The organism is Paenibacillus sp. MZ04-78.2, assembly GCF_024213375.1.
Taxonomy (GTDB): domain Bacteria; phylum Bacillota; class Bacilli; order Paenibacillales; family NBRC-103111; genus Paenibacillus_G.
In genome coordinates, this window is the sequence record NZ_JANAVJ010000058.1 from 1 (window position 1) to 21,105 (window position 21,105).

At 49.6% G+C, this 21,105-nt stretch carries 22 protein-coding genes and 1 pseudogene; 11 read left to right on the forward strand and 12 right to left on the reverse strand.

Going from position 1 to position 21,105, the window contains the following annotated elements:
* From NLX71_RS24255 to rfbG, 3 genes and pseudogenes are all read left to right on the forward strand, one after another.
* A pseudogene (locus NLX71_RS24255) lies at positions 1-1,077 on the forward strand (Gly-Xaa-Xaa repeat protein); the annotation flags it as partial.
* A 292-nt stretch (positions 1,078-1,369) separates the two neighbouring features.
* Positions 1,370-2,140: a glucose-1-phosphate cytidylyltransferase gene (gene rfbF, locus NLX71_RS24260; RefSeq protein ID WP_254366362.1), complete on the forward strand. Its 771-nt coding sequence runs from the start codon at positions 1,370-1,372 to the stop codon at positions 2,138-2,140.
* Positions 2,128-3,252, forward strand: coding sequence for a CDP-glucose 4,6-dehydratase (gene rfbG, locus NLX71_RS24265; protein WP_254366363.1), 1,125 nt, complete (start codon positions 2,128-2,130; stop codon positions 3,250-3,252). Before rfbF ends, rfbG begins: the two co-directional genes overlap by 13 nt.
* A 141-nt stretch (positions 3,253-3,393) precedes the next feature.
* Here the strand turns inward: rfbG and NLX71_RS24270 are convergent, their stop codons facing one another.
* The 6 genes from NLX71_RS24270 to NLX71_RS24295 form a co-directional block, all read right to left on the reverse strand.
* Entirely contained in the window at positions 3,394-4,356 is a 963-nt protein-coding gene (locus NLX71_RS24270; protein ID WP_254366364.1) for a hypothetical protein, read from the reverse strand.
* 199 nt (positions 4,357-4,555) lie between these two features.
* Positions 4,556-5,563: an NAD-dependent epimerase/dehydratase family protein gene (locus NLX71_RS24275; RefSeq protein WP_254366365.1), complete on the reverse strand. Its 1,008-nt coding sequence runs from the start codon at positions 5,561-5,563 to the stop codon at positions 4,556-4,558.
* Between the two features lie 35 nt (positions 5,564-5,598).
* Positions 5,599-6,570, reverse strand: coding sequence for a putative nucleotide-diphospho-sugar transferase (locus tag NLX71_RS24280; RefSeq protein ID WP_254366366.1), 972 nt, complete (start codon positions 6,568-6,570; stop codon positions 5,599-5,601).
* Between the two features lie 34 nt (positions 6,571-6,604).
* Positions 6,605-7,588, reverse strand: coding sequence for a hypothetical protein (locus tag NLX71_RS24285; RefSeq protein WP_254366367.1), 984 nt, complete (start codon positions 7,586-7,588; stop codon positions 6,605-6,607).
* A gap of 5 nt (positions 7,589-7,593) precedes the next feature.
* Positions 7,594-8,568: a dTDP-glucose 4,6-dehydratase gene (gene rfbB, locus NLX71_RS24290; RefSeq protein ID WP_254366368.1), complete on the reverse strand. Its 975-nt coding sequence runs from the start codon at positions 8,566-8,568 to the stop codon at positions 7,594-7,596.
* Positions 8,565-9,287 carry a sugar phosphate nucleotidyltransferase gene (locus tag NLX71_RS24295; RefSeq protein ID WP_254366369.1) on the reverse strand — a complete coding sequence of 241 codons (723 nt, stop codon included), beginning with the start codon at positions 9,285-9,287 and terminating at the stop codon, positions 8,565-8,567. The genes rfbB and NLX71_RS24295 overlap by 4 nt, the downstream gene beginning before the upstream one ends.
* A gap of 188 nt (positions 9,288-9,475) precedes the next feature.
* On the opposite strand from NLX71_RS24295, the gene NLX71_RS24300 reads away from it, so the two are divergent.
* The 6 genes from NLX71_RS24300 to NLX71_RS24325 all read left to right on the forward strand — a co-directional run bounded on the left by NLX71_RS24300 (position 9,476) and on the right by NLX71_RS24325 (position 15,139).
* A complete protein-coding gene (locus NLX71_RS24300; RefSeq protein WP_254366370.1) occupies positions 9,476-10,282 on the forward strand; it encodes a DUF2935 domain-containing protein in 807 nt (268 codons plus the stop codon).
* A gap of 175 nt (positions 10,283-10,457) precedes the next feature.
* The gene (locus NLX71_RS24305; protein ID WP_375377957.1) at positions 10,458-11,192 is read left to right on the forward strand and encodes a YheC/YheD family protein; all 735 of its coding nucleotides are present in this window, start codon (positions 10,458-10,460) and stop codon (positions 11,190-11,192) included.
* A 20-nt stretch (positions 11,193-11,212) separates the two neighbouring features.
* Positions 11,213-12,112 (forward strand): phosphoenolpyruvate mutase, encoded by a 900-nt coding sequence (gene aepX, locus NLX71_RS24310; protein ID WP_254366371.1) that lies wholly within the window; start codon positions 11,213-11,215, stop codon positions 12,110-12,112.
* Positions 12,109-13,236, forward strand: a complete 1,128-nt coding sequence (aepY, locus tag NLX71_RS24315) for a phosphonopyruvate decarboxylase (RefSeq protein WP_254366372.1) — start codon at positions 12,109-12,111, stop codon at positions 13,234-13,236. The genes aepX and aepY overlap by 4 nt, the downstream gene beginning before the upstream one ends.
* A gap of 33 nt (positions 13,237-13,269) precedes the next feature.
* Entirely contained in the window at positions 13,270-14,421 is a 1,152-nt protein-coding gene (locus NLX71_RS24320) for a 2-aminoethylphosphonate aminotransferase (protein WP_254366373.1), read from the forward strand.
* A complete protein-coding gene (locus NLX71_RS24325; RefSeq protein WP_254366374.1) occupies positions 14,402-15,139 on the forward strand; it encodes a YheC/YheD family protein in 738 nt (245 codons plus the stop codon). The genes NLX71_RS24320 and NLX71_RS24325 overlap by 20 nt, the downstream gene beginning before the upstream one ends.
* A 42-nt stretch (positions 15,140-15,181) precedes the next feature.
* Here the strand turns inward: NLX71_RS24325 and NLX71_RS24330 are convergent, their stop codons facing one another.
* The 5 genes from NLX71_RS24330 to NLX71_RS24350 all read right to left on the reverse strand — a co-directional run bounded on the left by NLX71_RS24330 (position 15,182) and on the right by NLX71_RS24350 (position 18,817).
* Complete coding sequence (locus NLX71_RS24330; RefSeq protein ID WP_254366375.1) at positions 15,182-15,790, reverse strand: class I SAM-dependent methyltransferase; 609 nt, start codon at positions 15,788-15,790, stop codon at positions 15,182-15,184.
* 131 nt (positions 15,791-15,921) lie between these two features.
* Positions 15,922-16,929, reverse strand: a complete 1,008-nt coding sequence (locus tag NLX71_RS24335; RefSeq protein WP_254366376.1) for a mannose-1-phosphate guanylyltransferase — start codon at positions 16,927-16,929, stop codon at positions 15,922-15,924.
* 532 nt (positions 16,930-17,461) lie between these two features.
* The gene (locus NLX71_RS24340) at positions 17,462-17,566 is read right to left on the reverse strand and encodes a YjcZ family sporulation protein (RefSeq protein WP_254366377.1); all 105 of its coding nucleotides are present in this window, start codon (positions 17,564-17,566) and stop codon (positions 17,462-17,464) included.
* Positions 17,567-18,081: 515 nt separating this feature from the next.
* Positions 18,082-18,522 (reverse strand): hypothetical protein, encoded by a 441-nt coding sequence (locus NLX71_RS24345; RefSeq protein ID WP_254366378.1) that lies wholly within the window; start codon positions 18,520-18,522, stop codon positions 18,082-18,084.
* Between the two features lie 4 nt (positions 18,523-18,526).
* A complete protein-coding gene (locus tag NLX71_RS24350) occupies positions 18,527-18,817 on the reverse strand; it encodes a hypothetical protein (RefSeq protein ID WP_254366379.1) in 291 nt (96 codons plus the stop codon).
* Between the two features lie 227 nt (positions 18,818-19,044).
* Between NLX71_RS24350 and NLX71_RS24355 the strand changes: the two genes are divergently transcribed.
* Entirely contained in the window at positions 19,045-20,274 is a 1,230-nt protein-coding gene (locus NLX71_RS24355) for a DNA-binding protein (protein WP_254366380.1), read from the forward strand.
* On the forward strand, positions 20,271-20,411 hold the full coding sequence (locus NLX71_RS24360; protein WP_254366381.1) for a hypothetical protein: 141 nt from the start codon (positions 20,271-20,273) through the stop codon (positions 20,409-20,411). Before NLX71_RS24355 ends, NLX71_RS24360 begins: the two co-directional genes overlap by 4 nt.
* 387 nt (positions 20,412-20,798) lie before the next feature.
* Here NLX71_RS24360 and NLX71_RS24365 read toward each other — a convergent pair whose 3' ends face one another.
* Positions 20,799-20,900, reverse strand: coding sequence for a YjcZ family sporulation protein (locus NLX71_RS24365; protein ID WP_254366382.1), 102 nt, complete (start codon positions 20,898-20,900; stop codon positions 20,799-20,801).
* Between the last annotated feature and the right edge of the window lie 205 nt (positions 20,901-21,105).

The following is a 21,105-nucleotide window of genomic DNA, read 5'->3' on the forward strand; positions in this document are numbered from 1 at the left end:
CAAGGACCGCAAGGCGACCAAGGGCCGCAAGGTGTAACTGGTGCTCAAGGACCTCAGGGTGACCAAGGGCCGCAAGGAGCAACAGGCGCTCAAGGACCGCAAGGCGACCAAGGGCCACAAGGTGCGACTGGCGCTCAAGGATCGCAAGGCGACCAAGGGCCGCAAGGTACGACTGGCGCTCAAGGACCGCAAGGCGACCAAGGGCCACAAGGTGCAACAGGCGACCAAGGACCGCAAGGCGACCAAGGGCCGCAAGGTACGACTGGCGCTCAAGGACCGCAAGGCGACCAAGGGCCGCAAGGTGTGACTGGCGCTCAAGGACCGCAAGGCGATCAAGGACCGCAAGGTGCAACTGGTGATCAAGGACCTCAGGGTGACCAAGGGCCGCAAGGTGTGACAGGCGCTCAAGGACCGCAAGGCGACCAAGGGCCGCAAGGAGCAACAGGCGCTCAAGGACCGCAAGGCGATCAAGGGCCGCAAGGAGCAACGGGCGACCAAGGACCGCAAGGCGATCAAGGGCCACAAGGTGCAACAGGCGCTCAAGGAGCGCAAGGTGACCAAGGGCCGCAAGGAGCAACAGGCGCTCAAGGACCGCAAGGCGACCAAGGGCCGCAAGGTGTAACTGGCGCTCAAGGGCCGCAAGGTGACCAAGGGCCGCAAGGTGTAACTGGTGCTCAAGGACCGCAGGGTGACCAAGGGCCGCAAGGCGACCAAGGGCCGCAAGGTGTAACTGGCGCTCAAGGGCCGCAAGGAGACCAAGGGCCGCAAGGTACGACTGGTGCTCAAGGACCGCAAGGCGACCAAGGGCCGCAAGGAGCAACAGGTGTTCAAGGACCGCAAGGCGACCAAGGACCGCAAGGTGCAGCAGGCGCTCAAGGACCTCAGGGTGACCAAGGGCCGCAAGGATCAACTGGTGCCACAGGCGCTCAAGGGCCACAAGGTGTAACTGGCGCAACTGGAGCAACAGGCGCAACTGGAGCAACAGGCGCTCAAGGGCCACAAGGAGCAACTGGCGTTCAAGGACCGCAAGGTGTGACAGGCGCTCAAGGACCGCAAGGCGAACAAGGGCCGCTTTAAGGCAAAACTGACGCATCCGGGCCAATGACCTTCATTTACAACAGATAAGTTTCGCCAATATGAACTGGCTGTCGAGGACTTCTCTCGACAGCCTCTTTTTTATTCTATAGCTCGGAAACTGTAAAACAGCGAGGGATACATGAACCTGCGCCCTCAACCCTATAGACGTTTAACCGGAAGACAAACGCATATCTTCGCAAAGATAGGTTTGTTCAACAAGCAATACATGGTACACGCACATAGATTACTTATAAGGCGATGACTACTATATTAAGGAAAGGAAGAAGACCGTATGAAGGTTGTCATCTTGGCTGGCGGATTCGGCACGAGAATAAGCGAAGAGTCCCATTCCAAACCTAAGCCAATGATTGAAATCGGGGAAAAGCCCATGTTGTGGCATATTATGAAAATTTACTCCCACTACGGATTCAATGATTTTATCATTTGTCTCGGGTACAAAAAGGAAGTCGTCATTGAATACTTTTCGCATTACCTTATGAACCAATCTCATGTCACGTTTGATTTCAGGGAGGGAAATGAAGCAATCATTCATCGCAGCGTCGCCGAGCCATGGAAAGTGACGCTTGTGGATACCGGATTGGATACACTTACCGGCGGCAGAGTCAAGCGGGTGGCCGATTATATCCAAAACGAGACGTTTATGCTGACCTATGGCGACGGTCTTGCTTCGATCGACATCAACAAACTGGTCGAGTTTCATAAGTCGCACGGCAAGCTGGCTACCGTAACGGCCACCCAGCCTTCAGGCCGGTTCGGCGTACTGCGAATCAACGACCGCAACGTCGTCGAAAGGTTTCAGGAGAAGCCAAAGGGGGAAAGCAGCTGGATTAACAGCGGATTTTTCGTGATGGAACCGGGGGTGCTCGAATGTATCGAAGGCGATCATACCGTCCTCGAAGAGGAGCCGCTGGAAGGCTTGGCCAAGGACCGCGAGCTCGTCGCTTATAAATTCGACGGGTTCTGGCACCCGATGGATACGCTGCGGGATAAGAACGATCTGGAGCAACTGTGGAAAACGGGGAATGCGCCGTGGAAAAAATAACCGCTAAACCGACTGCATCGCCCCCTTTTTGGGAAAAGAAACGCGTTTTCGTCACCGGCCATACCGGCTTTAAAGGCGGCTGGCTTTGCATGTGGCTTCACCTGCTCGGCGCCGAAATCACCGGCTACGCGCTGAAGCCGCCGACCCGCCCGAGCTTGTTCGAGGAAGCCGGCATCTCCCGGTACGTGAACTCGATCATCGGCGATATCCGGGACTGCAGCCGTCTGCTCGAAGCACTGCGTCAAGCCGATCCGCACATCGTCATCCACATGGCGGCGCAACCTCTTGTCCGCGACTCGTACCGGATGCCGGTGAAGACGTACGAAACGAACGTGCTCGGTACCGTGTATTTGCTGGACGCGGTTCGGCAGGCGAAGCAGCAGGGCGGAGCCGTTAGGGCGGTCGTTAACGTGACCACAGACAAATGCTACGAAAACAAGGAATGGCCCTGGGGCTATCGGGAGTATGAGCCGCTCGGCGGTTATGATCCCTATTCGAGCAGCAAGGCCTGCTCTGAACTTGTCACGGCGGCTTACCGCAGCTCCTTCTTCCACCCTGCCGATTATGCGCAGCACGGCGTTGGCGTGGCTACCGCCCGGGCCGGCAACGTCATCGGGGGCGGCGACTGGGCGGCGGACCGGCTTGTCCCCGACTGCTTTCGCGCGCTGATGAGCGGCGATCCGGTCGTCATCCGCCATCCCCAGGCGATCCGCCCTTGGCAGCACGTGCTTGAGCCGCTCAGCGGATACTTACTGCTTGCCGAGCGGCTCACGGAAAACGGGGCGAAGTATGCCCAAGGCTGGAACTTCGGCCCTGACGACGATGACGCGAAACCGGTCGAATGGATCGTCCGGCAAATGTGCAGCGACTGGGGAGAAGACGCCTCTTATGTGTTCCACAAAGCGGACAGTCTGCATGAGGCCCATTACCTGAAGCTGGACTGCTCCAAAGCAAAGCTTGAGCTCGGCTGGCATCCGCGCTGGAATTTGCAGACGGCGATCGGGAAAATTACGGAATGGATGCGCGCTTTCAAGGAAGGCCAGGATATCGAGGAAATCTCCTTCCGGCAAATCGAAGAATATCGGCGTTCAGGCGGTGATCCCCCCCAATGAGAAGCGGTCATTGCAGAACTGCTTTTTCGAGGAAATTGAACGAGCGGAATGCCAAAGGCTCACGTCATTTGTCGGTGCACTTATCACCGTCAATGACGTGAGCCTTTGTATGTCAGGCACGTCAGGCGTCCCTCTTTTCGTTTAAAAATGGCTGTTTGACGCTTCGAACGGATTGGCCATGCCCTGGTATTTACCCGGGTCATCCTTATATTTTTGTTTGGTCGCCTGTTCGATAAATTCATTGCTGGAGAAGAAATCGTAACTCCATAAAATATCCTTTGATTTGCTTCTGCCCATCTCCTTCAGCTCCTGCTCGTAAGCGGCAAGCAAACCATACATCGGATTCGAAGAAGCCGGATAGCATTCCTTGATGGTTTTCTGCAGATGCCCCCATAATCCGGAATAATGGAATAGGCAAAGCGGCCGGTTATTTACGTAGTGATATCCGTTTTTGATATGGGTAAAATTGCGTTCTATCAGGTTCCAGGCAGCCATGTTGTAGCCGGGATGCCGCCAAATATGCGCGTTGAAATAGACCGGGGCAAAATCGAGCCATGTTTGGTCCGCAAAATATTTGTGGTCGTAGTAACAGTAATCGTACAGCCGGTCGCCCCACCAGGCAAGGAAGCGTTCGGTTTCCTCCGATCGGGCGAACGCCAAAATCCCCGAGTTATAAGTGCCGGCCAGCAAATAGTCGTCATTATGCCCTCTCTGATCCAACGCATGCGGCGTGATCAGAATGGAATGCTTCTCCAGCGTCTCAAACAATTCGTCTAACGGATGGTACACCCTCATATCCGTATCCAGATAAAGGAAAACGCGTTCGTCCGCATAGCGCCGCATGGCGTATTGAAGCAGATACGGCTTCATAGCGGTCGTTCCTTCGCTAGCCGTATATTTGAATATCATCTTCGGAAAATTCGGTACGCCGAGATCCTTGGCCAGCACGACTTCGTCAAAATACGGGAAATGGGCCAGCGGATGAACATTTTTCTCGACCAGACAAACAACCACTTTGGCCTGCGGTTCATGCTCCTTGATCGAGCGAGCCATGACTTTCGCCCGATGCAGATTGCTTGCCGAGGTGACGGTACATACGATCATGGAGCGTCCGCCCCTATAGACAAGGGCGGCAGGGGGGGGCGGATCTTTCGTTACCGCCACGGTCGGAGCAAGAACAGGCGGCATAGGCCGCTTTCTTCTCGGTCTTCTTTTTCGGCGCAGCCAGCCTTTTCTTCGCAGGACGGGCGTGCGTTGTTTCGGCCTTCTCGCTCGTCCGCCCGATCTTATGCCGGTTTTCCGCTTAAGTCCACGCTTTATCCGGGAACTCTTTTTTTTCGTGCGGCTGCGAACCTCCATCTCTTCCACACACTCCTTTGTACGATAATAGAAGCAAATATCTGAACAGCCAGCGAATGGTTTCTTCCAAGGTGCAGCTTTCATCCGGGCGGTAGCCGAGGTGCGTCAGCTTGGAGGTCGATACCGAGAATCGGTTCGGCCTTTGCGGCTCGTCTCCGGCGACGATCAGCTCCGTTTCTTCCGAGAAGAGCTCCCAGTAGATGCGCTGCACCTTGCGGGCTATATCCAGAATGGAGAACGTCTGATTTGACCCGACAAGATAAATCTCGTTTCCATCCGGAAATCGGCTGATGATGGCTTCGCAAGCCCTGGCTACGTTTTCTAAACTGACGAAGCTGCGGAACTGCTTGCCGGAAGAGCGGATCGTGATCGTCCCGGAATCCAGCGCCTCTTTGCAAAAGCAGGCCGGAACCATCGTCCAGCGGTTGACCGTCGGCGAATGGAAGCGGCCATACACGTTGCTGGGCCGGATTATGGCGCCTCGCAGCAACCCTTTTTGCGCATACATGGCGACATATTGCTCGGCAAACAGATGGTTCAGCGCATAATCGTTTTGGGGGCGAACCGGCGTCGTTTCGGCGATCATCCCCTCCGGTTCAGTGCCGTATACCTGCAGCGTCGAGAAAAACATAAACCGCCCGATCCCGCTGCGCACGGCAAAGTCCAGCAGCTGTTTGGTCCCGACGACGGAAATCTCGATACCGGACCGGAAGCTGCGCGAGATGACTTCGTTGGCGGACGCGAGATGGATGATCATGTCCGCCGATACTCTCAAATGCCTCAGCTTTTCCGACGTGACATCGCATTCGATATAACGGTCCGGCTGAAGTTCCTTAACGAACGCTTCGGTCAACGACCGGGAAAACGGGATCACCGAATGCCCCCGGGCTTTCAAATAATGACACAGGTAGCTGCCGATAAAGCCGGTAGCCCCCGTGACGATAATTTGCATAACCTCCCCCCGTTTCGTACCCCTTTTTCACCAGATCATCTGAACACTTTATTGGAAGCGGCGAATGGATTCGTCATCATCTCCTGCAAATAAGGGTTGCTTTTAAATTTCGCCCGGCTCTCGGGCGTAATGCGTTCCCCGTTATCGTAGAAGTCGTAGCTCCAGGGGGTCCGGCTAATATCCTGAATGCCTGTTTCGGCCAAATCCTGAATGTACGTTTCCATTAAAATTTTTGAGCTTTCCCGGTCGGCCACCCATTTGTGCAGACTCGACGGAAGGAAGTTTTCGTAATGCGAGTAGTGGAATATGCAGAGCGGCTTGTCGGTCAGCCAGAGCTGACCGGCGTCCAGATGAAGCCCCTTCCTCGCTTGTTCGTGCATGTTCCAGAACGCCACATTGTAGCCGGGATGCTTAAATAGATGCACGTCGAAAAAGGACGGCGCCAGATCGAGCCACTTTTGGTCGGCGAAAAATTGGTGGTTGAAATAGCAATAGTGGTATGTTCTTTCCGCCCACCATTCGACAAACCTCATGGCTTCCTCGGATCTTGTTACCCCGACCATGCCGGAATTGATCGATCCGTTAAACAGATGCACATCCCACAGGCTATCCGCTTCAAGCTGCTGCGGCACCAGTACGATCCGGTTGGAGTCCATCGCGTCTATCAGCTCCCGGGGCGAGCGGAACAGTTTCATATCCGAGTCCAGATACACAAATTGCCGCTCGTTCGGATAATAGCTCATCAAATAGTTCAACAGATGCGGTTTCAGCGAGGTGACGCCTTCAAACAAAACATATTTGAACAAATATTGGTCAAAATTCGGGATGCCCAAATTCGCTGCCAGCACGATCTGGTCGAAATACCGGATTGTAGAGGCGGACGGGTGCGTCTTCTTTTCCGCGAGGCAAACGATAACCTTGGTCCCGCTCATATGCTCCTTGACGTACTTGGCCATAACGGCGGCTTCATGCAGGTTGTCTGCGCAGGTTACCGTACATACAATCATAGCCGTACACTCCTTCTGTTTCTACGAATAGGGATTATACGTAAAATTGGTTTGAAACGGTAAACGGGTTCAAATCGCGTTGCTTCTCCATCGGCATCGCTTTGTACGTTGCCCTCGCAGCATCGGAAATGCGCTCTCCGCTCTGATAAAAGTCATAGCTCCATGACGTCTGGGCTGGAATGATTCCGCTCATCGCCGCAAGCCCTGTCGTATACATGTGCCTTAATTTGTAGAAAGAATTACTGCGATCTGGGATAAAGGCGTTCAAGTTTTGATCGAGCAGCCCCATCAGGTTGAATAAATTGATGCATCTCAAGGGCAGTCCGCCGACCTCGTACCCATGGGGAGCCCGGACGATCCTCCTCTTGCTCTCATGGAGGTTCCAGAAGCCGACGTTATATCCGGGATGTCTCATGACGGCTGCATCAAAGCAAGCCGGGACAAAATTGAGCCATTTCTGGTCCATAAAGACGCATTGCAGCGGGTCCTCGTAATGGCTTGCGATCACGTCGACCCACCAGCTTACGAACCGTTCCCCCTCATCCGACCGTTTGACAGCGACAAGCCCTCCGTGAAACGTTCCGTCCCGCAAGGCGCCGATTTCGGAGGCTGCATCGCATCCGACAGGTTCGAGCAAATGCGGGCATAGAATAATATGGCTCGTTTGGAGCAAGGCGGAAAGCTCGCTGAACGGGCCTGTAATATACATGTTGGTGTCCACGTAGATAAAGTGACTTTCATTCGGAAAGGAGCTGAGCAGATAGCGGAACAATTGCCCTTTGAGCGCCGATGCGCATTGCATAGGAGTGAATTTGAAGAGGTGCTGGTAAAAATAGGGAGCCCCGAGATGCTTGGCAAGAATAAGCACGTCTACGTACGGGATGGCATCGATCTGGGGAGGAGCCTCCTCCGCCAGACAGACGACGACGACGGCATTTTGCATATGTTGTTTGACCGACTGGGCCATTAAGACCGCCTTGGGCAGATCGGCTCCGCTGACGATCGTGCTGATCAGCATAGGGTTCAACGTCCTCCTTCGCTGTGCCACCATTCCGCGTGGCTCACGTACCATTGCACGGTTTGTACAATGCCGTCTTCAAACCGGTAGGCCGGATTCCACCCGAGCTGCGAGCGGATTTTGCTCGAATCGATCGCATAACGCCGGTCATGTCCCAACCGGTCGGGGACAAAGCGGATCAGCGAGGTCGGCTTGCCCAGCTCCTGCAAAATGCGGTGAACGAGCTCCAGGTTCGTCTTTTCGTTGCTGCCCCCGATGTTATAGATCTCCCCCGGAACCCCCGCCTCAATCACCCTCTCGACCGCAGAACAGTGGTCGTATACATGCAGCCAATCGCGCACGTTCAGGCCGTCGCCGTAGATGGGAAGCGGCTCATCCCGGAGAGCCCGGGTGATGAGGGTCGGGATCAGCTTCTCTGGAAACTGGAACGGTCCGTAGTTATTCGAGCAGCGGGTGACGATGACGGGGAAGCCGTACGTTTCGAAGTACGCGCGGGCCAGCAGATCCGCCCCTGCCTTGCTTGCCGAGTAAGGACTGTTGGGAGCAAGCGGCGTCGTCTCCGTAAAGAGCCCCTCCGGCCCAAGCGTACCATACACCTCGTCGGTGGAAATTTGAATAAACCGGGTGCCGCCGTGCCGCCGTGCCGCTTCCAGCAGCACTTGCGTGCCAAGAACATTCGTTCTAACGAAGCTTTGCGGGTCCTCAATGCTGCGGTCCACGTGGGATTCGGCGGCAAAATGCACGACCGTATCGATCTGCGCTTCCGCCATCACCTTGGCGATCAAGTCCGTATCGGCAATATCGCCGCAAACGAAACGATAGTGCGGCCCCTCTTCCAGCTCGGCCAGGTTGCGCAAGTTGCCCGCGTAGGTCAGCAGATCAAGATTGACGACAATATCCTCGGGATGGCGCTCCCGCCAATAACGCACGAAATTGCTGCCGATGAACCCCATCCCGCCGGTTACAAGGAGCCGCCTCATGGCGTAGCCTCCCCTGCCATTCGCTCGGCGGCCTCCCTGAACGAAAGGTGGGTTCCCGCATCAATCCACCATCCGCTCAGAATGCCGTAGGAGAGCATGCCGCGGGCCGCATAATGATTGTTCACTTCGGTAATTTCCATTTCGCCTCTCGCGGAAGGCCGGATCGTTCGGATGATGTCAAACACCCCGGCGTCATACATATAAATGCCGGTCACACAGTAGGACGATTGTGGCAATTCCGGCTTCTCCTCAATCTGCACAATGCGCGAGCCGTCCATGACCGGCACTCCGTACCTGCGGGGATCTTCAACTTCTTTTAAGAACACGCGGGCTTGCTCCGGCTGTTCCCGGAAACGGGCGAATTCTGCTGCTAGCGAGTCTTCGAACAGGTTGTCGCCGAGAAGCACGACGAATTTTTCCCCGGCGTTCACGAAGTCCTCCGCCAAGGCAAGAGCCTGAGCGATGCCTCCCGGCTCTTCCTGCACCTTAAACGACATACGGACGTTCCACTCCCGGCCGCTCCCGATATAGTCCATAAACAATCCGCCGGAATGCTTACCTGTAACGAGCAAAATATCGCAGATTCCCGCCTCGGCCATTTTGGAAATCGCATAATGAATCATCGGGTAAGGACCGACAGGCAAGAGATGCTTATTAAGAAACCGGGTCATCGGCTTTAGCCGGGTACCTGATCCTCCAGCAAGAATGACTCCTTTCATCAAGCGGTTGCCCCTTTCTGCACCATGTTTGGCATATTTTTTACCATAGTTAAATGATATGCCCTCATCGACGGAAGCACATAGACGCTTATCTCAGAAGGCGAAAAAATTGGCTGTTGTCCTTGATCATAAAAACGAGCTGATGGCATAGACATTATAGAAGCATTTAAATGCCGGGGGGAATGCCTATGTCGGATCTGTTCGTTGCCCGTTCGTTAGAAGAAATAAGGTTTTGGTCCCGTATTATGAAGGAACATTCCTTGTTTCTCAGGCTGGGGTTCAGATGTGAAGATACTCAGTTGATATACGAGGCTAATCAATTTTACGCCGTATTTGAAGAAATTGAACGAAGATCGCACGCTTATGAAGCGAATACAGATCCGCAGACGATTGGCCATTTTAATATGGAAGTGTATACGGCGGTTAGCCATATTTGGGCTTTTAAAAGGAAAGTATTGGGTTTGATCTTGAACTGCCAATTGCCCGGAGCAAATAACTTCCCGCTATTAGTTGATCATATCAGCCGCGAAGCAAACTATTTTAGGAATCGATTGGCTGAGCTGAATGCCGGACAACTGGAACCGCTTCCTGATGCCATTATCGACGAAAACGTATTTTTCTTAAAAATCATGGCCGACCACGCCAAATTTATCGGTCATTTGCTTGATCCGTCCGAACGAAAGCTGGTGGAGCAAGCGCGGGACTTCAGCCATGATTTTGACCAGCTTGTCTTTCAAGCCGTAGATTTAAGCTCCATGCGCCCCCAATCCCAGACGGTTCCGTTGCTGAGCCAATTTGTCGATCAGAATAAAGTATCCGTCAAGTCTTTGCGCGACTTTAAGAAAACAGCCCGTGATTTAATAAACGACTGTCGTATCAAAAGCATTATTCATCCGCTGTTAGCTGATCATGTATTTAGGGAAGCCGAGCATTTTCTAGTCATTCTTGATATGTTTGAACAATATTTAAGAGCCCACGATGGATCGAATTCATAATGACGACAGGCAATGAACCAAGTTAACCGATATTCCTAGTTATTTAGGAATCATCGGTTTTTTTTATTTCAAACATGCTTGGCAAAAAAATGTTGAACTATAGGTTTACACCGTGTTTGGAATTTATATGGATCATACAATGTTAAGAAAATATGAAGACGAGAAGAGGATGCCCGTGGGAATTGGAAAAATGAAAAAACATAGGGAAATGCTGCGACATTCCGTTTTGCGGCGCCATCTGCCTGAAACGCACTGGTTTACACCTGCGAGGGCTTTGCGGATGCTGAGATCGTATTCGACGATCTTCATCAAACCCAACCATGGCAGCGGGGGGAACGGCATCGTCAGAGTCAAGAGGGTCCGAAACAGCTACGAGGTCCGGTGCGGTCTTAAACGCACATACGTCGGTTCCGCCTCTTTGTATAAGGCGATTCATTCTTATTTGCGACCATCCGGGCAATATCTTGTGCAGAGAGGACTTCGTTTGGCGAAATACAAGGGCTCGATTTTTGACACCAGGATCTACATGCAGAAACCGAAGAAGAAATGGGGCATTTCCGGCATGGCTGCCCGTGTGGCCGCTCCGCATCGCTTCGTTACCAATTATCACAAAGGCGGACATGGCGTGAAGCTTAAGCGAGTGCTGTCGGGGCTTTTTGCGAAAAGAAAAAAAGTAAAAAGCACGCTAAAAAAAATAAAAAAGATATCCCATCTCATGGCTAGAACCATCAACAAACGGCATTCGATTCGTGAACTGGGAGTTGATCTTGGGATTGAGAAAAACGGCCGTATATGGATTATCGAAGCCAATTCGAGGCCCGGCCATATGTTGTTCACGCAACTTTCCAACAAGACCCCGCTGTATCGAATTATGAAAAACAAGCGCTTGATTCGAAGACGGTATTTATGAATTAGAAAGGAAAACAGCCCATGAAAAAGACAGAACAACTAAAACAAATGCTCAACTCGTCCAATTTGGAGTTCATCATGGAAGCCCATAGCGGGCTGTCGGCTGCCATTGCCGAAGAGGCCGGGTTCAAAGGGATTTGGGCTAGCGGATTATCCATCTCCGCAGCCATGGGAGTAAGGGACAATAATGAAGCTTCGTGGACGCAGGTGCTGGATGTTTTGGAATTTATGAGCGACGCGACGTCTGTTCCAATCTTGCTAGACGGGGATACCGGCTACGGGAACTTCAACAATGCCCGAAGATTGGTGAAAAAATTGGAACAGCGCCAAATTGCAGGGGTTTGTATCGAAGATAAGCTCTTTCCGAAAACCAACTCGTTCATTCATGCCACAGCTCAACCGCTTGCCGATACGGATGAATTTTGCGGCAAAATTAAAGCCATGAAAGATACGCAATCGGACGAAGATTTTGTCGTCGTAGCAAGAGTGGAAGCGTTCATTACAGGATGGGGGCTGGAAGAGGCATTACGGCGAGCGGATGCATACCGGCAGGCAGGTGCCGATGCTGTTCTCATTCACAGCAAGCGGTCGGACATCGCGGAAATCGAATCGTTTATGAAGGAATGGGGCGGAAGATTGCCGGTTGTGATCGTGCCTACGAAATATTATACTACGCCGACCGTCCGGTTCCAGGAGCTCGGAATCAGCCTCGTCATCTGGGCAAACCATAATTTGCGGGCATCGATTGAAGCGATGAAAAAAATATCCGGCCAAATTTTTCAGGAAAAGAGCCTTGCCCATGTAGAACACGGTGTCGCTACGCTGGAGGAAGTATTCAGGCTTCAAAGAGCCGAGGAGCTTCAGTCGGCGGAGCAAAAATATCTTCCTTCGACGGACAAAGACTCGGATGAACGCTCATGATCAACACGAAATTATTTGGAAAGGAAATAAAAAATTTAGGATTTCAGTTGTTCAGCGGCGTTCCGTGCTCTTTTTTGAAAAATTTAATTAACTATGCCATCAACGAATGCGAATACGTTGCAGCAGCGAATGAGGGAGATGCGGTGGCCATTGCATCCGGCGCTTATGTGGGGGGCAAGAAGTCGGTTGTTCTCATGCAAAATTCGGGTCTGACCAACGCCGTATCCCCCTTGACCTCGCTTACCTATCCGTTCCGGATTCCGCTGCTTGGATTTGTCAGTCTCCGCGGGGAAGCGGGTATTCCCGATGAGCCTCAGCATGAGCTGATGGGCAGAATCACAACCGGGCTGCTGGATTTGATGCAAGTGGAGTGGCAGTATTTGTCTAACGATTTGGAGGAGGCCAAGCGTCAGTTGTTACAGGCTGACGAGCATATCGCGAACGACCGTTCATTTTTCTTTGTCGTTCGAAAAGGGACGTTCGAGGAAGAGAGGCTACAAAAACAACAATCGTCGATCCATGTGAATCAACTCACAACGCACCGTCATGCGGAGCTTCAAATGCCGACGCGGTATGAAGCTTTAACCGTCATCAATGCTTTGAAGGACAGCCAAACCGTACAGCTTGCCACAACCGGAAAAACCGGGCGGGAATTATATGAAATCGAAGATGCCGACCACAACCTGTATATGGTAGGCTCCATGGGCTGCATCGGTTCTTTTGGACTTGGGATGGCCTTGACCCAAAGCAACAGGGATATTGTCGTGATCGATGGAGATGGTTCCTTGCTTATGCGAATGGGAAGCTTGGCTACAAACGGTTATTACCATCCGCCCAATATGATTCATATTCTGCTTGATAATAACGCGCACGATTCGACAGGAGGACAAAGCACGGTATCCCATAACAGCGATTTCGTCGCCATTGCCGCTTCTTGCGGCTACACGAAGTCGCTATATATTCATCATTTAGAAGAATTAGAGGCTTCCTTGAGCGAATGGAAACAAACGAAGGGCTTGACTTTTCTATATATGAAAATAGCTAAAAAATCCAAGGGGCAGCTTGGACGTCCTCATATCAAACCTTACGAAGTAAAAGAACGACTGCAGCGGTTTTTGAAATAGGCATCCTTTGGCAGCAGGGAAGAGGGAATGTTGATGCGGACTGTGAAGAGAATGATTTTGCTTAACCCCGGACCGGCGACAACAAGCGATAGCGTGAAGCTCTCGCAGGTGGTACCGGATATTTGTCCCCGTGAACCGGAATTCGGCGCTTTGATGGCCGATATTTCCGCAGAGCTCACCCGCTTGGTTGCCGATCCGGATCAGTATGCGACGGTATTGTTCGGCGGCTCCGGCACGGCGGCGGTTGAATCGATGATCAGCTCGGTCCTCGGGGAACAAGATACCATCGTCGTCATCAATAACGGCGCGTATGGGAAACGGATATGCGAGATTGCGGAAGCATACGGGCTGCATTATCTGGAATTTAAAAGCCCTTCCGATGACGCGATCGATTTGGATGCTCTGGAAAAATTCATTCAAGCCTCGGAGCGCACGATTTCGCATCTCGCCGTCGTGCATCATGAGACGACAACTGGTCTGCTGAACGATATTAAAGCGATTGGCGAATTATGCAGCCGGTATCGAATCGACATGCTCGTGGATGCCATGAGTTCTTTTGCGGCTGTTCCGATTCGTATGGAGGAAATGCATATCCGTTATTTGGCCGCAAGCTCCAATAAAAATCTTCAAGGCATGGCGGGCGTTTCCTTTATCGTAGCGGAAAAAAACAAATTGGAGAGCTTGAAGCACAGGAAGCTGAGAAATTATTATTTGAATCTTTACGCCCAATATAACTACTTTTCGGAATTTCGGCAAATGCGGTTTACACCGCCTGTGCAGACCTTGTATGCCCTTAAACAAGCGATTGAGGAATTAAAGCAGGAAGGCGTGAAGGAACGATACGCAAGGTATGTGAACTCGTGGACCACGCTAATTAACGGCATTACCCGGTTAGGGTTAACTTACCTCGTCCCCGAACCATATCACGGCAAAATCGTCACTTCCATCCTCGAACCGGATTGCGCCGCCTTTCATTTTCAAGAGATGCACGATTATTTTTACAGCGAAGGGATCACCATTTACCCGGGTAAACTCGATCGGTTGAATACCTTCAGAATCGCGACAATGGGGGATATTGCTTATACCGATATCGAAACGTTCCTGGAACGGCTTGAGTATTATCTCACAAGCATCGGTTTTGTAAAACGGGAGGAGGAGACGGGTGATGTCAGCGACAAAAGATAAGTGGCTGAAATATCGGTTCTTGAAAAATTACAAACGGTTGACGCGCTACGTGCCGAGAACGAAACTGATGTCGGAATCGGCTCTTTGGAAGATGATTTCCAAATATCGACACGTCATCCTGAAACCGGTAAGAGGCAGCCGGGGGCGCGGTATCATTCAAGTATCTTCGATGGGCGGCCATACGTATGCTTTGCACTATGAGAATGTCAACATGAAGATACGGGGGAAGGAAAACACTTATAAATTTTTACAAAAAAAAATCGGGTACACCCGTTATATGATTCAACGCAGAATTGATCGTCCGACCATAGGCGGCTGCCCTTTTGATATGCGGGTCATCCTACAGCGGAAAAAAACCTCCAGGAAATGGGAATTAACGGCGAAGATCGCCAAAGTTGCAGGCAGAGGCTATGTCGTCTCGAATAATGAGAGAAGCAAAGGAAGGTTGCTTCCCGTGAAGACGGCCATTCGAAAATCGACAATCCATCATCTTTCTTCTACAAGATTGCGGTGGAAGATGAAGCGAATTTCTTTAAGAGCGGCCAGGAGATTAAGTAATCTATTTCCACACCATCGGATATATGGGTTAGATGTGGGATTTGATCTGAAAGGCCATCCGTGGATCATTGAAGCCAATCTGTATCCGTCCATGTCCCATTTTCTTAAGCTAAAAGATAGAACCATGTACCGCCGGATTATGGCGTATAAAAAACAATGAGTTTTAGAAGTGCTTTCTGACCTCGCCTATTCGGGTGAGGTTTTAATTTTGCAATTTGGGCTTGGCCGAAAAAAATAACTCGTGATATAAGAAGCATTTTCGGAATCGTTTTAGAACGGTACAATCATAATCGTGATCTTGAAACAATCGCATGTATTGTACCTCATCACGAATATATTCCCCTTTGTCGTACCATTTCATAAACCTGCTGCACAAAGGTTTACTCTTGCACAAACATGGCTCCATCACGATAATCGTTCCGTTAGGTTTTAGAATACGTTGAAATTCCTTCATATATCTTGAGATTTCCTCCGAAGAAATATGATGCAGCACGGCGATAATCAGTATGTAATCTACCGATTCATGCGGAAACGGAATGTTGTTATTTTCCAACGTCTTAAATTGATGATGGGGATACAATCGCTGAGCATACTTAATTCTCCCGGCATCCGGGTCCATCCCAACGTAATATGACGGATGGAACATGGAACAATTCGCCCCGGTGCCCGAGCCGAAATCCAGTACGGATCGGCCTTCAAATCGAAAATAGGATTGGACGTGGTCGTGAATATATTTTTTGGTAAACCATTTCGGACGAACGAACCAGTGATATAGCTGAGGCGAGACTGAAATAGTAATGGATTTCACCATCTTTCGATTTAGTCATGAAACATAATTTAACCTGCAGGATTGAAAATTATTCAAGCCAATAATACCTAAAATAAAAAGACGCCTCCATTCCGCCCAAAGCGGAGGAAGCGTTATTGCCTTTAACTTTCGTGTTACATGAACTTCTGCGCGTCCCGGATGTGCTGCTCGTAGGCTTTATCGCATACGAGCAACCCGTCGGGGGTGGAGACGATGATTAAATCCTTCACTCCGATAACGACGGTTTTGAGGTTTTCCGTGTAGACGATGCTGTTGTGCGTAAAGAGAGTGGAAGCGTCCCCCATCAAGATATTTCCTTGTTCATCGGGTTGTTGCACGCGTTCTAACGAGGTCCAGGAGCCAATATCGTCCCATTTGAAATGAACGGGGATCGTATAGATCGATGAAGCTTTCTCCAGGATGGCGTAATCGACGGATAATTTGGGCAAGCGCGAGTACACGTTATCCCACTGCCCGCCGCATCCTTCGAGGAGCGACCACATCTCCTGTTGGTTGCGGCTCATGAAGTAGGCGATGGTCGAAGGCTTCCAAATGAAAATCCCGCTGTTCCAGAACACATTTTTTTGTCCTATCAATTGCTCGGCCCGTTCCGAGGGAGGCTTCTCGATAAAAGCTTTCGCCGCAAGCGCGCGCCCTTCTTCCGTCGGTTCTTCCGTCAGGATATAGCCATAGCCGGTTTCCGGACGAGTCGGCACAATGCCCAAGGTGACGATGGAGCAGCCCGAAAGGGCGATGCTCTCCGCTTGCTTCAGCGCCTCCCACAGGCTGTCTCCTTCCGGAATATATTGGTCGGACGGGGTTGTGACCAGTACGTCATCCTCGCCTTTTTGCAAAAAATGCAACGCCGATAAGGCGATACAAGGAGCGGTATCTTTCGGTTCGGGTTCCAATAGGATATGTTCGCCCTTCAGTTCGGGAAGTTGTTCGCGAACCATGTCGCTGTATTGCTTGGTCGTTAAGACATAAATGGACGTGCTTGGCACATATTGGAGAAATCTGCGATACGTTTGCTGCAGCATAGTCTCCTCAGAGGTCAAGGCAAGAAACTGTTTCGGTTTGGACTTCGTGCTTCGCGGCCAAAATCTTGTTCCTTGTCCGCCGGCCATGATGATAATGTTCATGATTTATCCTCCTTTGCAGACTCGTCCGTCCCAGTCCCTTCATTCTGGCAGAGAAACACCGATGTAAGGTATTACATTATATTAAACTGGCGGGACCATTGAAACGTCTCCTATCCCTTGTACTTTCGTACAAATTGTAAGCAGAGGGGGAATCAAGCTGGTGACGGAGCTTGGCGTCCAGGCAACTAGCGCAATAATCAAAACCCCCGTCGGCATAGCTGACGGGGGAAAGCAAATTTTAGCTTGTTTTTTTTCTTTTCCTCAAATATCATTCTCAAAACAAACGCAGCAATCAAGAGCATGATAAACACGGAGTTTGCAATAATTCCTTCTTGTTGAATTTGTTGGAAAAGCAACAACCCGAACATCATCTACCTTATTTTCAAAATTTACCTTGTCGGCAAGGGATCTAAGGCACTATGTAACGGAATCACTAAAAGGGAGGAGTCAGCAGTAAAAGAACTGAAGAATGGTTCAACTAGGCCAAGTATAGAAGGGGCCGCCTGTCTGCGGCCCTTCTACATTGATTTGCTTAAATAAAACAGACACTGCAAGCGACGATAACAAGCAGAATGAAAAGAACCAGAATAACACCAGTGGAAGTAAACCCTGCACCGCCAATTCCAGCACCGCTCATGACCAACACTCCTCTAAATGGGATTGAGTACCGTTTTTAGCTTTCCCGGTAACTCTCAATCTTAGGATATTCGAGTACAGAGCAAATGTATGGACGCGTGACATGCGGCAATTGACATGTAATTATATATACCCATCCGTTGCAGCGCATCAAAAACAGGCGGATTATATCCATTGGCTGGCGAATGAGCTGTGAAAGGCGTCGGGGCAACCACTCACGTAGCCAAGGAAAATTTTCCTTCCCCCGCTGGCTTGCGAACGAAGGTGTCAGGTTAACCGACAACATAATCTAAAGACAAGGGTCACATCACGCAAGATGCGTGATAGTGACCCCTTGTTTCTAGCGTTTTCTCTTAAAATTAATCACTAATGCCAAGGTAGCAAGGGGACCAATAGCAAGAGAAATAAAAAACCAGAACAATCCATTAAAGTTCTTACTTTGAGCTAGACCCGTATTTACAAGCGCAAGCGAAATCCAGTAAAGCTGAAAATATTCTATTTAAGAGCACCTCCCAATTAGTGTAAGGCAGGGATGGTTTCATTACGCCAGATTTGTTGCCAAACCCCATTGTTAATGTTATTTAAAGCTGGAGTATTCCCTTCAAGTTTCGCATGGCCAGATTTACCATCCCCTTTTAAATAGCCGATGATAGTATATTCAATGAAGCCTGCGGAGATAAGCATTTTTGCCGTCCAGTTCTGCCTGGTGTATGCATCGGTGCCGGATATTTCCTTGGCCGCCCCTCCATTCTCGCTGATCAGTACTCCGGGGTTGTAATTTCTGTGTGCTCCATTAGCGTCTACAACTTTGGTGACACGTCCGTTGGTGATATCATACCTATAATTAAGTGTTAAGTAAAAAGATGTAATGCTAACGCCAAATACGGTTGAATCCCATTGAGCACTCAACGTATGAGGCAGGTCAGAAACAAAAGTAGCTTTCGTTTCTACTGGCACGCCCTCAATACAACACTGTCTGATTTTTAAGCTCCATCGTTTTTCCAATCTCAGGGGATTGAAGAACTTTCAAAAATTTTTCTTGATCGTTGGCAGAAAGATTTTTGAATTTTTCCAAGACCTCAGTTGCGCCGGGATCAGTCTTTTGTTTCTCCGTCAAATATTCCACATACCCAGAAACCGTTAAGGAATCGCTTGGGGCAGCAGATGTCACAGAAGAGAACATGCCCAGAATCATGCATACAGCGAGCAACAAAACAGTAATTTTTTTGCTTAAACCAATTGATAAATTCATTTAAAAACCTCTCTTTCAAAAATAAATTTGAACAACGGTCGGCCGACTGGATTGCTCATTCACAAATTACCACAAAAACCCATAATGTGTTAAGTCCTATTTTTGTTCGCATCCCCCCTATATAAAAGTCCCGAGGAATTTCATAGTAGACCTATAAAAGTATTTTATTTACATTTTCGTTTGACCAGTGTAATATTATGAGTATATTGAACTGGAGGAGATTGGAAATGGTATCGATTGTTCAAAGCATGAGAACTGTTGTTGAGATTGAAACACAACTCCATGGTTATACTCCTTTACAATTTAGCGAGCGTACAGGCATCCACATCGAGCAATTGGACAATCCGCGCTCTGTCACCGTAGATACACTTGACAAGATATCATCCCTGCTTGGACGTCCTCGGGGCTGGTTGTATGAAGTGTATCTGCGGGAATGCTTTACAAGTGATATACTCACTAGCTCCGAACAATTTGCGCTGGCAGAAAGCCTATTTGAGCAGGGAAAGAAAAAAGAGGCCATTCCCCTTTACCGTCAGGTTGTCGATAATAGAGACGGCTACGATCCGCAGTACATCATGAGTCAGTTCCGGTTATTTCAATCGCTCATCGGGATCGGCGTAGAGGAAAATAGGGAAGCTGTGTTTCGTTTTGAAACCCATTACAAACAACTGCCGAAGGATGTCCGACTCGACGCTCTTTTACAAATGGCGAATGTTTACTACACCTTTGAGGGTTGGAAAAAAGTCGAGCGGTATGCTGACGAGATGCGGGATTTAGCAAGTAAGATTTACGAGGAACAGTTAACAAATGGTAAACCGTACAATTATCTTAGAATGGAACGGCATTTAGTGGTATATTTGGGTCAGGGCTATCTTTTGAAAGGTGTAGCCTTGGCGAAACAGGAGCAGTACGAGGAAGCGAAGGAGTACGTTTTAAAGTATTCCGATCTTGGATGGTTTCATTTTCTAGACGAGACTGGTCAAAAGGAGGTTGAGAAGTTTCAAGCTTGGGGTAAAGGGAATATGTATGCCCTTGAACTGAACACCGGAAATGAAACTGTTATCACGGAGTATCTGACTTTTATCGAAAAGCATCCAAATGAATACATCTCTGGAGCAATGCATATTGCTAAAGCAGCGTGTAAATTCAATTTTTCTGTTGATGGAATCCTAGAGAAGTTAGCGATTAAACTCCCTAGTATCGGCTCCAATATTACACACATTCAAGGAACCCAATTATTTTATTTTTGGTTTGAAAAATCAAAAATTAGCTTCAAGAGAAACCGCAGGAAAGACGGGATTGACGAACTTTTGTACGCTTTGCAATTTGCCCGAAACATCAAGTATTATTCTGGCTTCGAAAAAAGCGTCTCATTGTTCTGGAAGCATATCGACCATGCAACAGATCAACAGAAGATGGATTTCCATAACATTTTTGAAGGAGAGATCGAATTATGAAAAAGATGATCTTTTCTCTAGTGATGGGGTTAGTTTTGTTAGGCTCCAACCTAGTACCACAACAGCCACCTGTTGTGCCGCAAAATCCACCCGTACCAAAACTGATTACCCTTGACGATCATGGAGTCGGGGGCTAAACACCATATAAAAAAAGAGTCCCTACCAGTCAATTTGCTGGCCGGGACACTCTAATTTTAACTCGGTCGCGGCTCGCTGTGTCGTTGCAATATGCAGATATCCGCGACCATCCCGGCAACAGGCAAGACAGAGAGAGACCTACTTCCCACTGGCGGCTGATGGGATTTTTTTAATTTCTCCTCATTGGGCAATTACCGTGTTTCCTTTGGATAAATCCCTCATAGGAAGACAATTTCATTTGATCAATTCTGGTATGAATTTCATCTTAGGCATTATGTAAAGGAATCACTTAAAGGAGGAGTCAGCAGTAAAAAAATTGAAAAACGCTTCAACTAGACTGGGTATGGAAGGAGCCGCCTGTTGGCGGCTCTTCAGCATTGGTTTGCTTAAATAAAACAGATACTGCAAGCAACGATAACGAGCAGAATGAAAAGAACCAGAATAACACCAGTGGAAGTAAAGCCGCCGAAACCTCCTGCAAAACTCATTCGTCAACACTCCTCTGAATGTGATTGAGTACCGTTTTTAGCCTTCCTGGTAACTCTCAATCTCAGGATATTCGAGTACAGGGAAAATGTATGGACGAGTGACATGCGGCAATTGACATGTAATTATATCACGCCTGTTGATTAACCAGAATCAGGAAGCCGAAAATTGAAAAAAGGACGCTCTTTCGATAAAATCAATTCCACC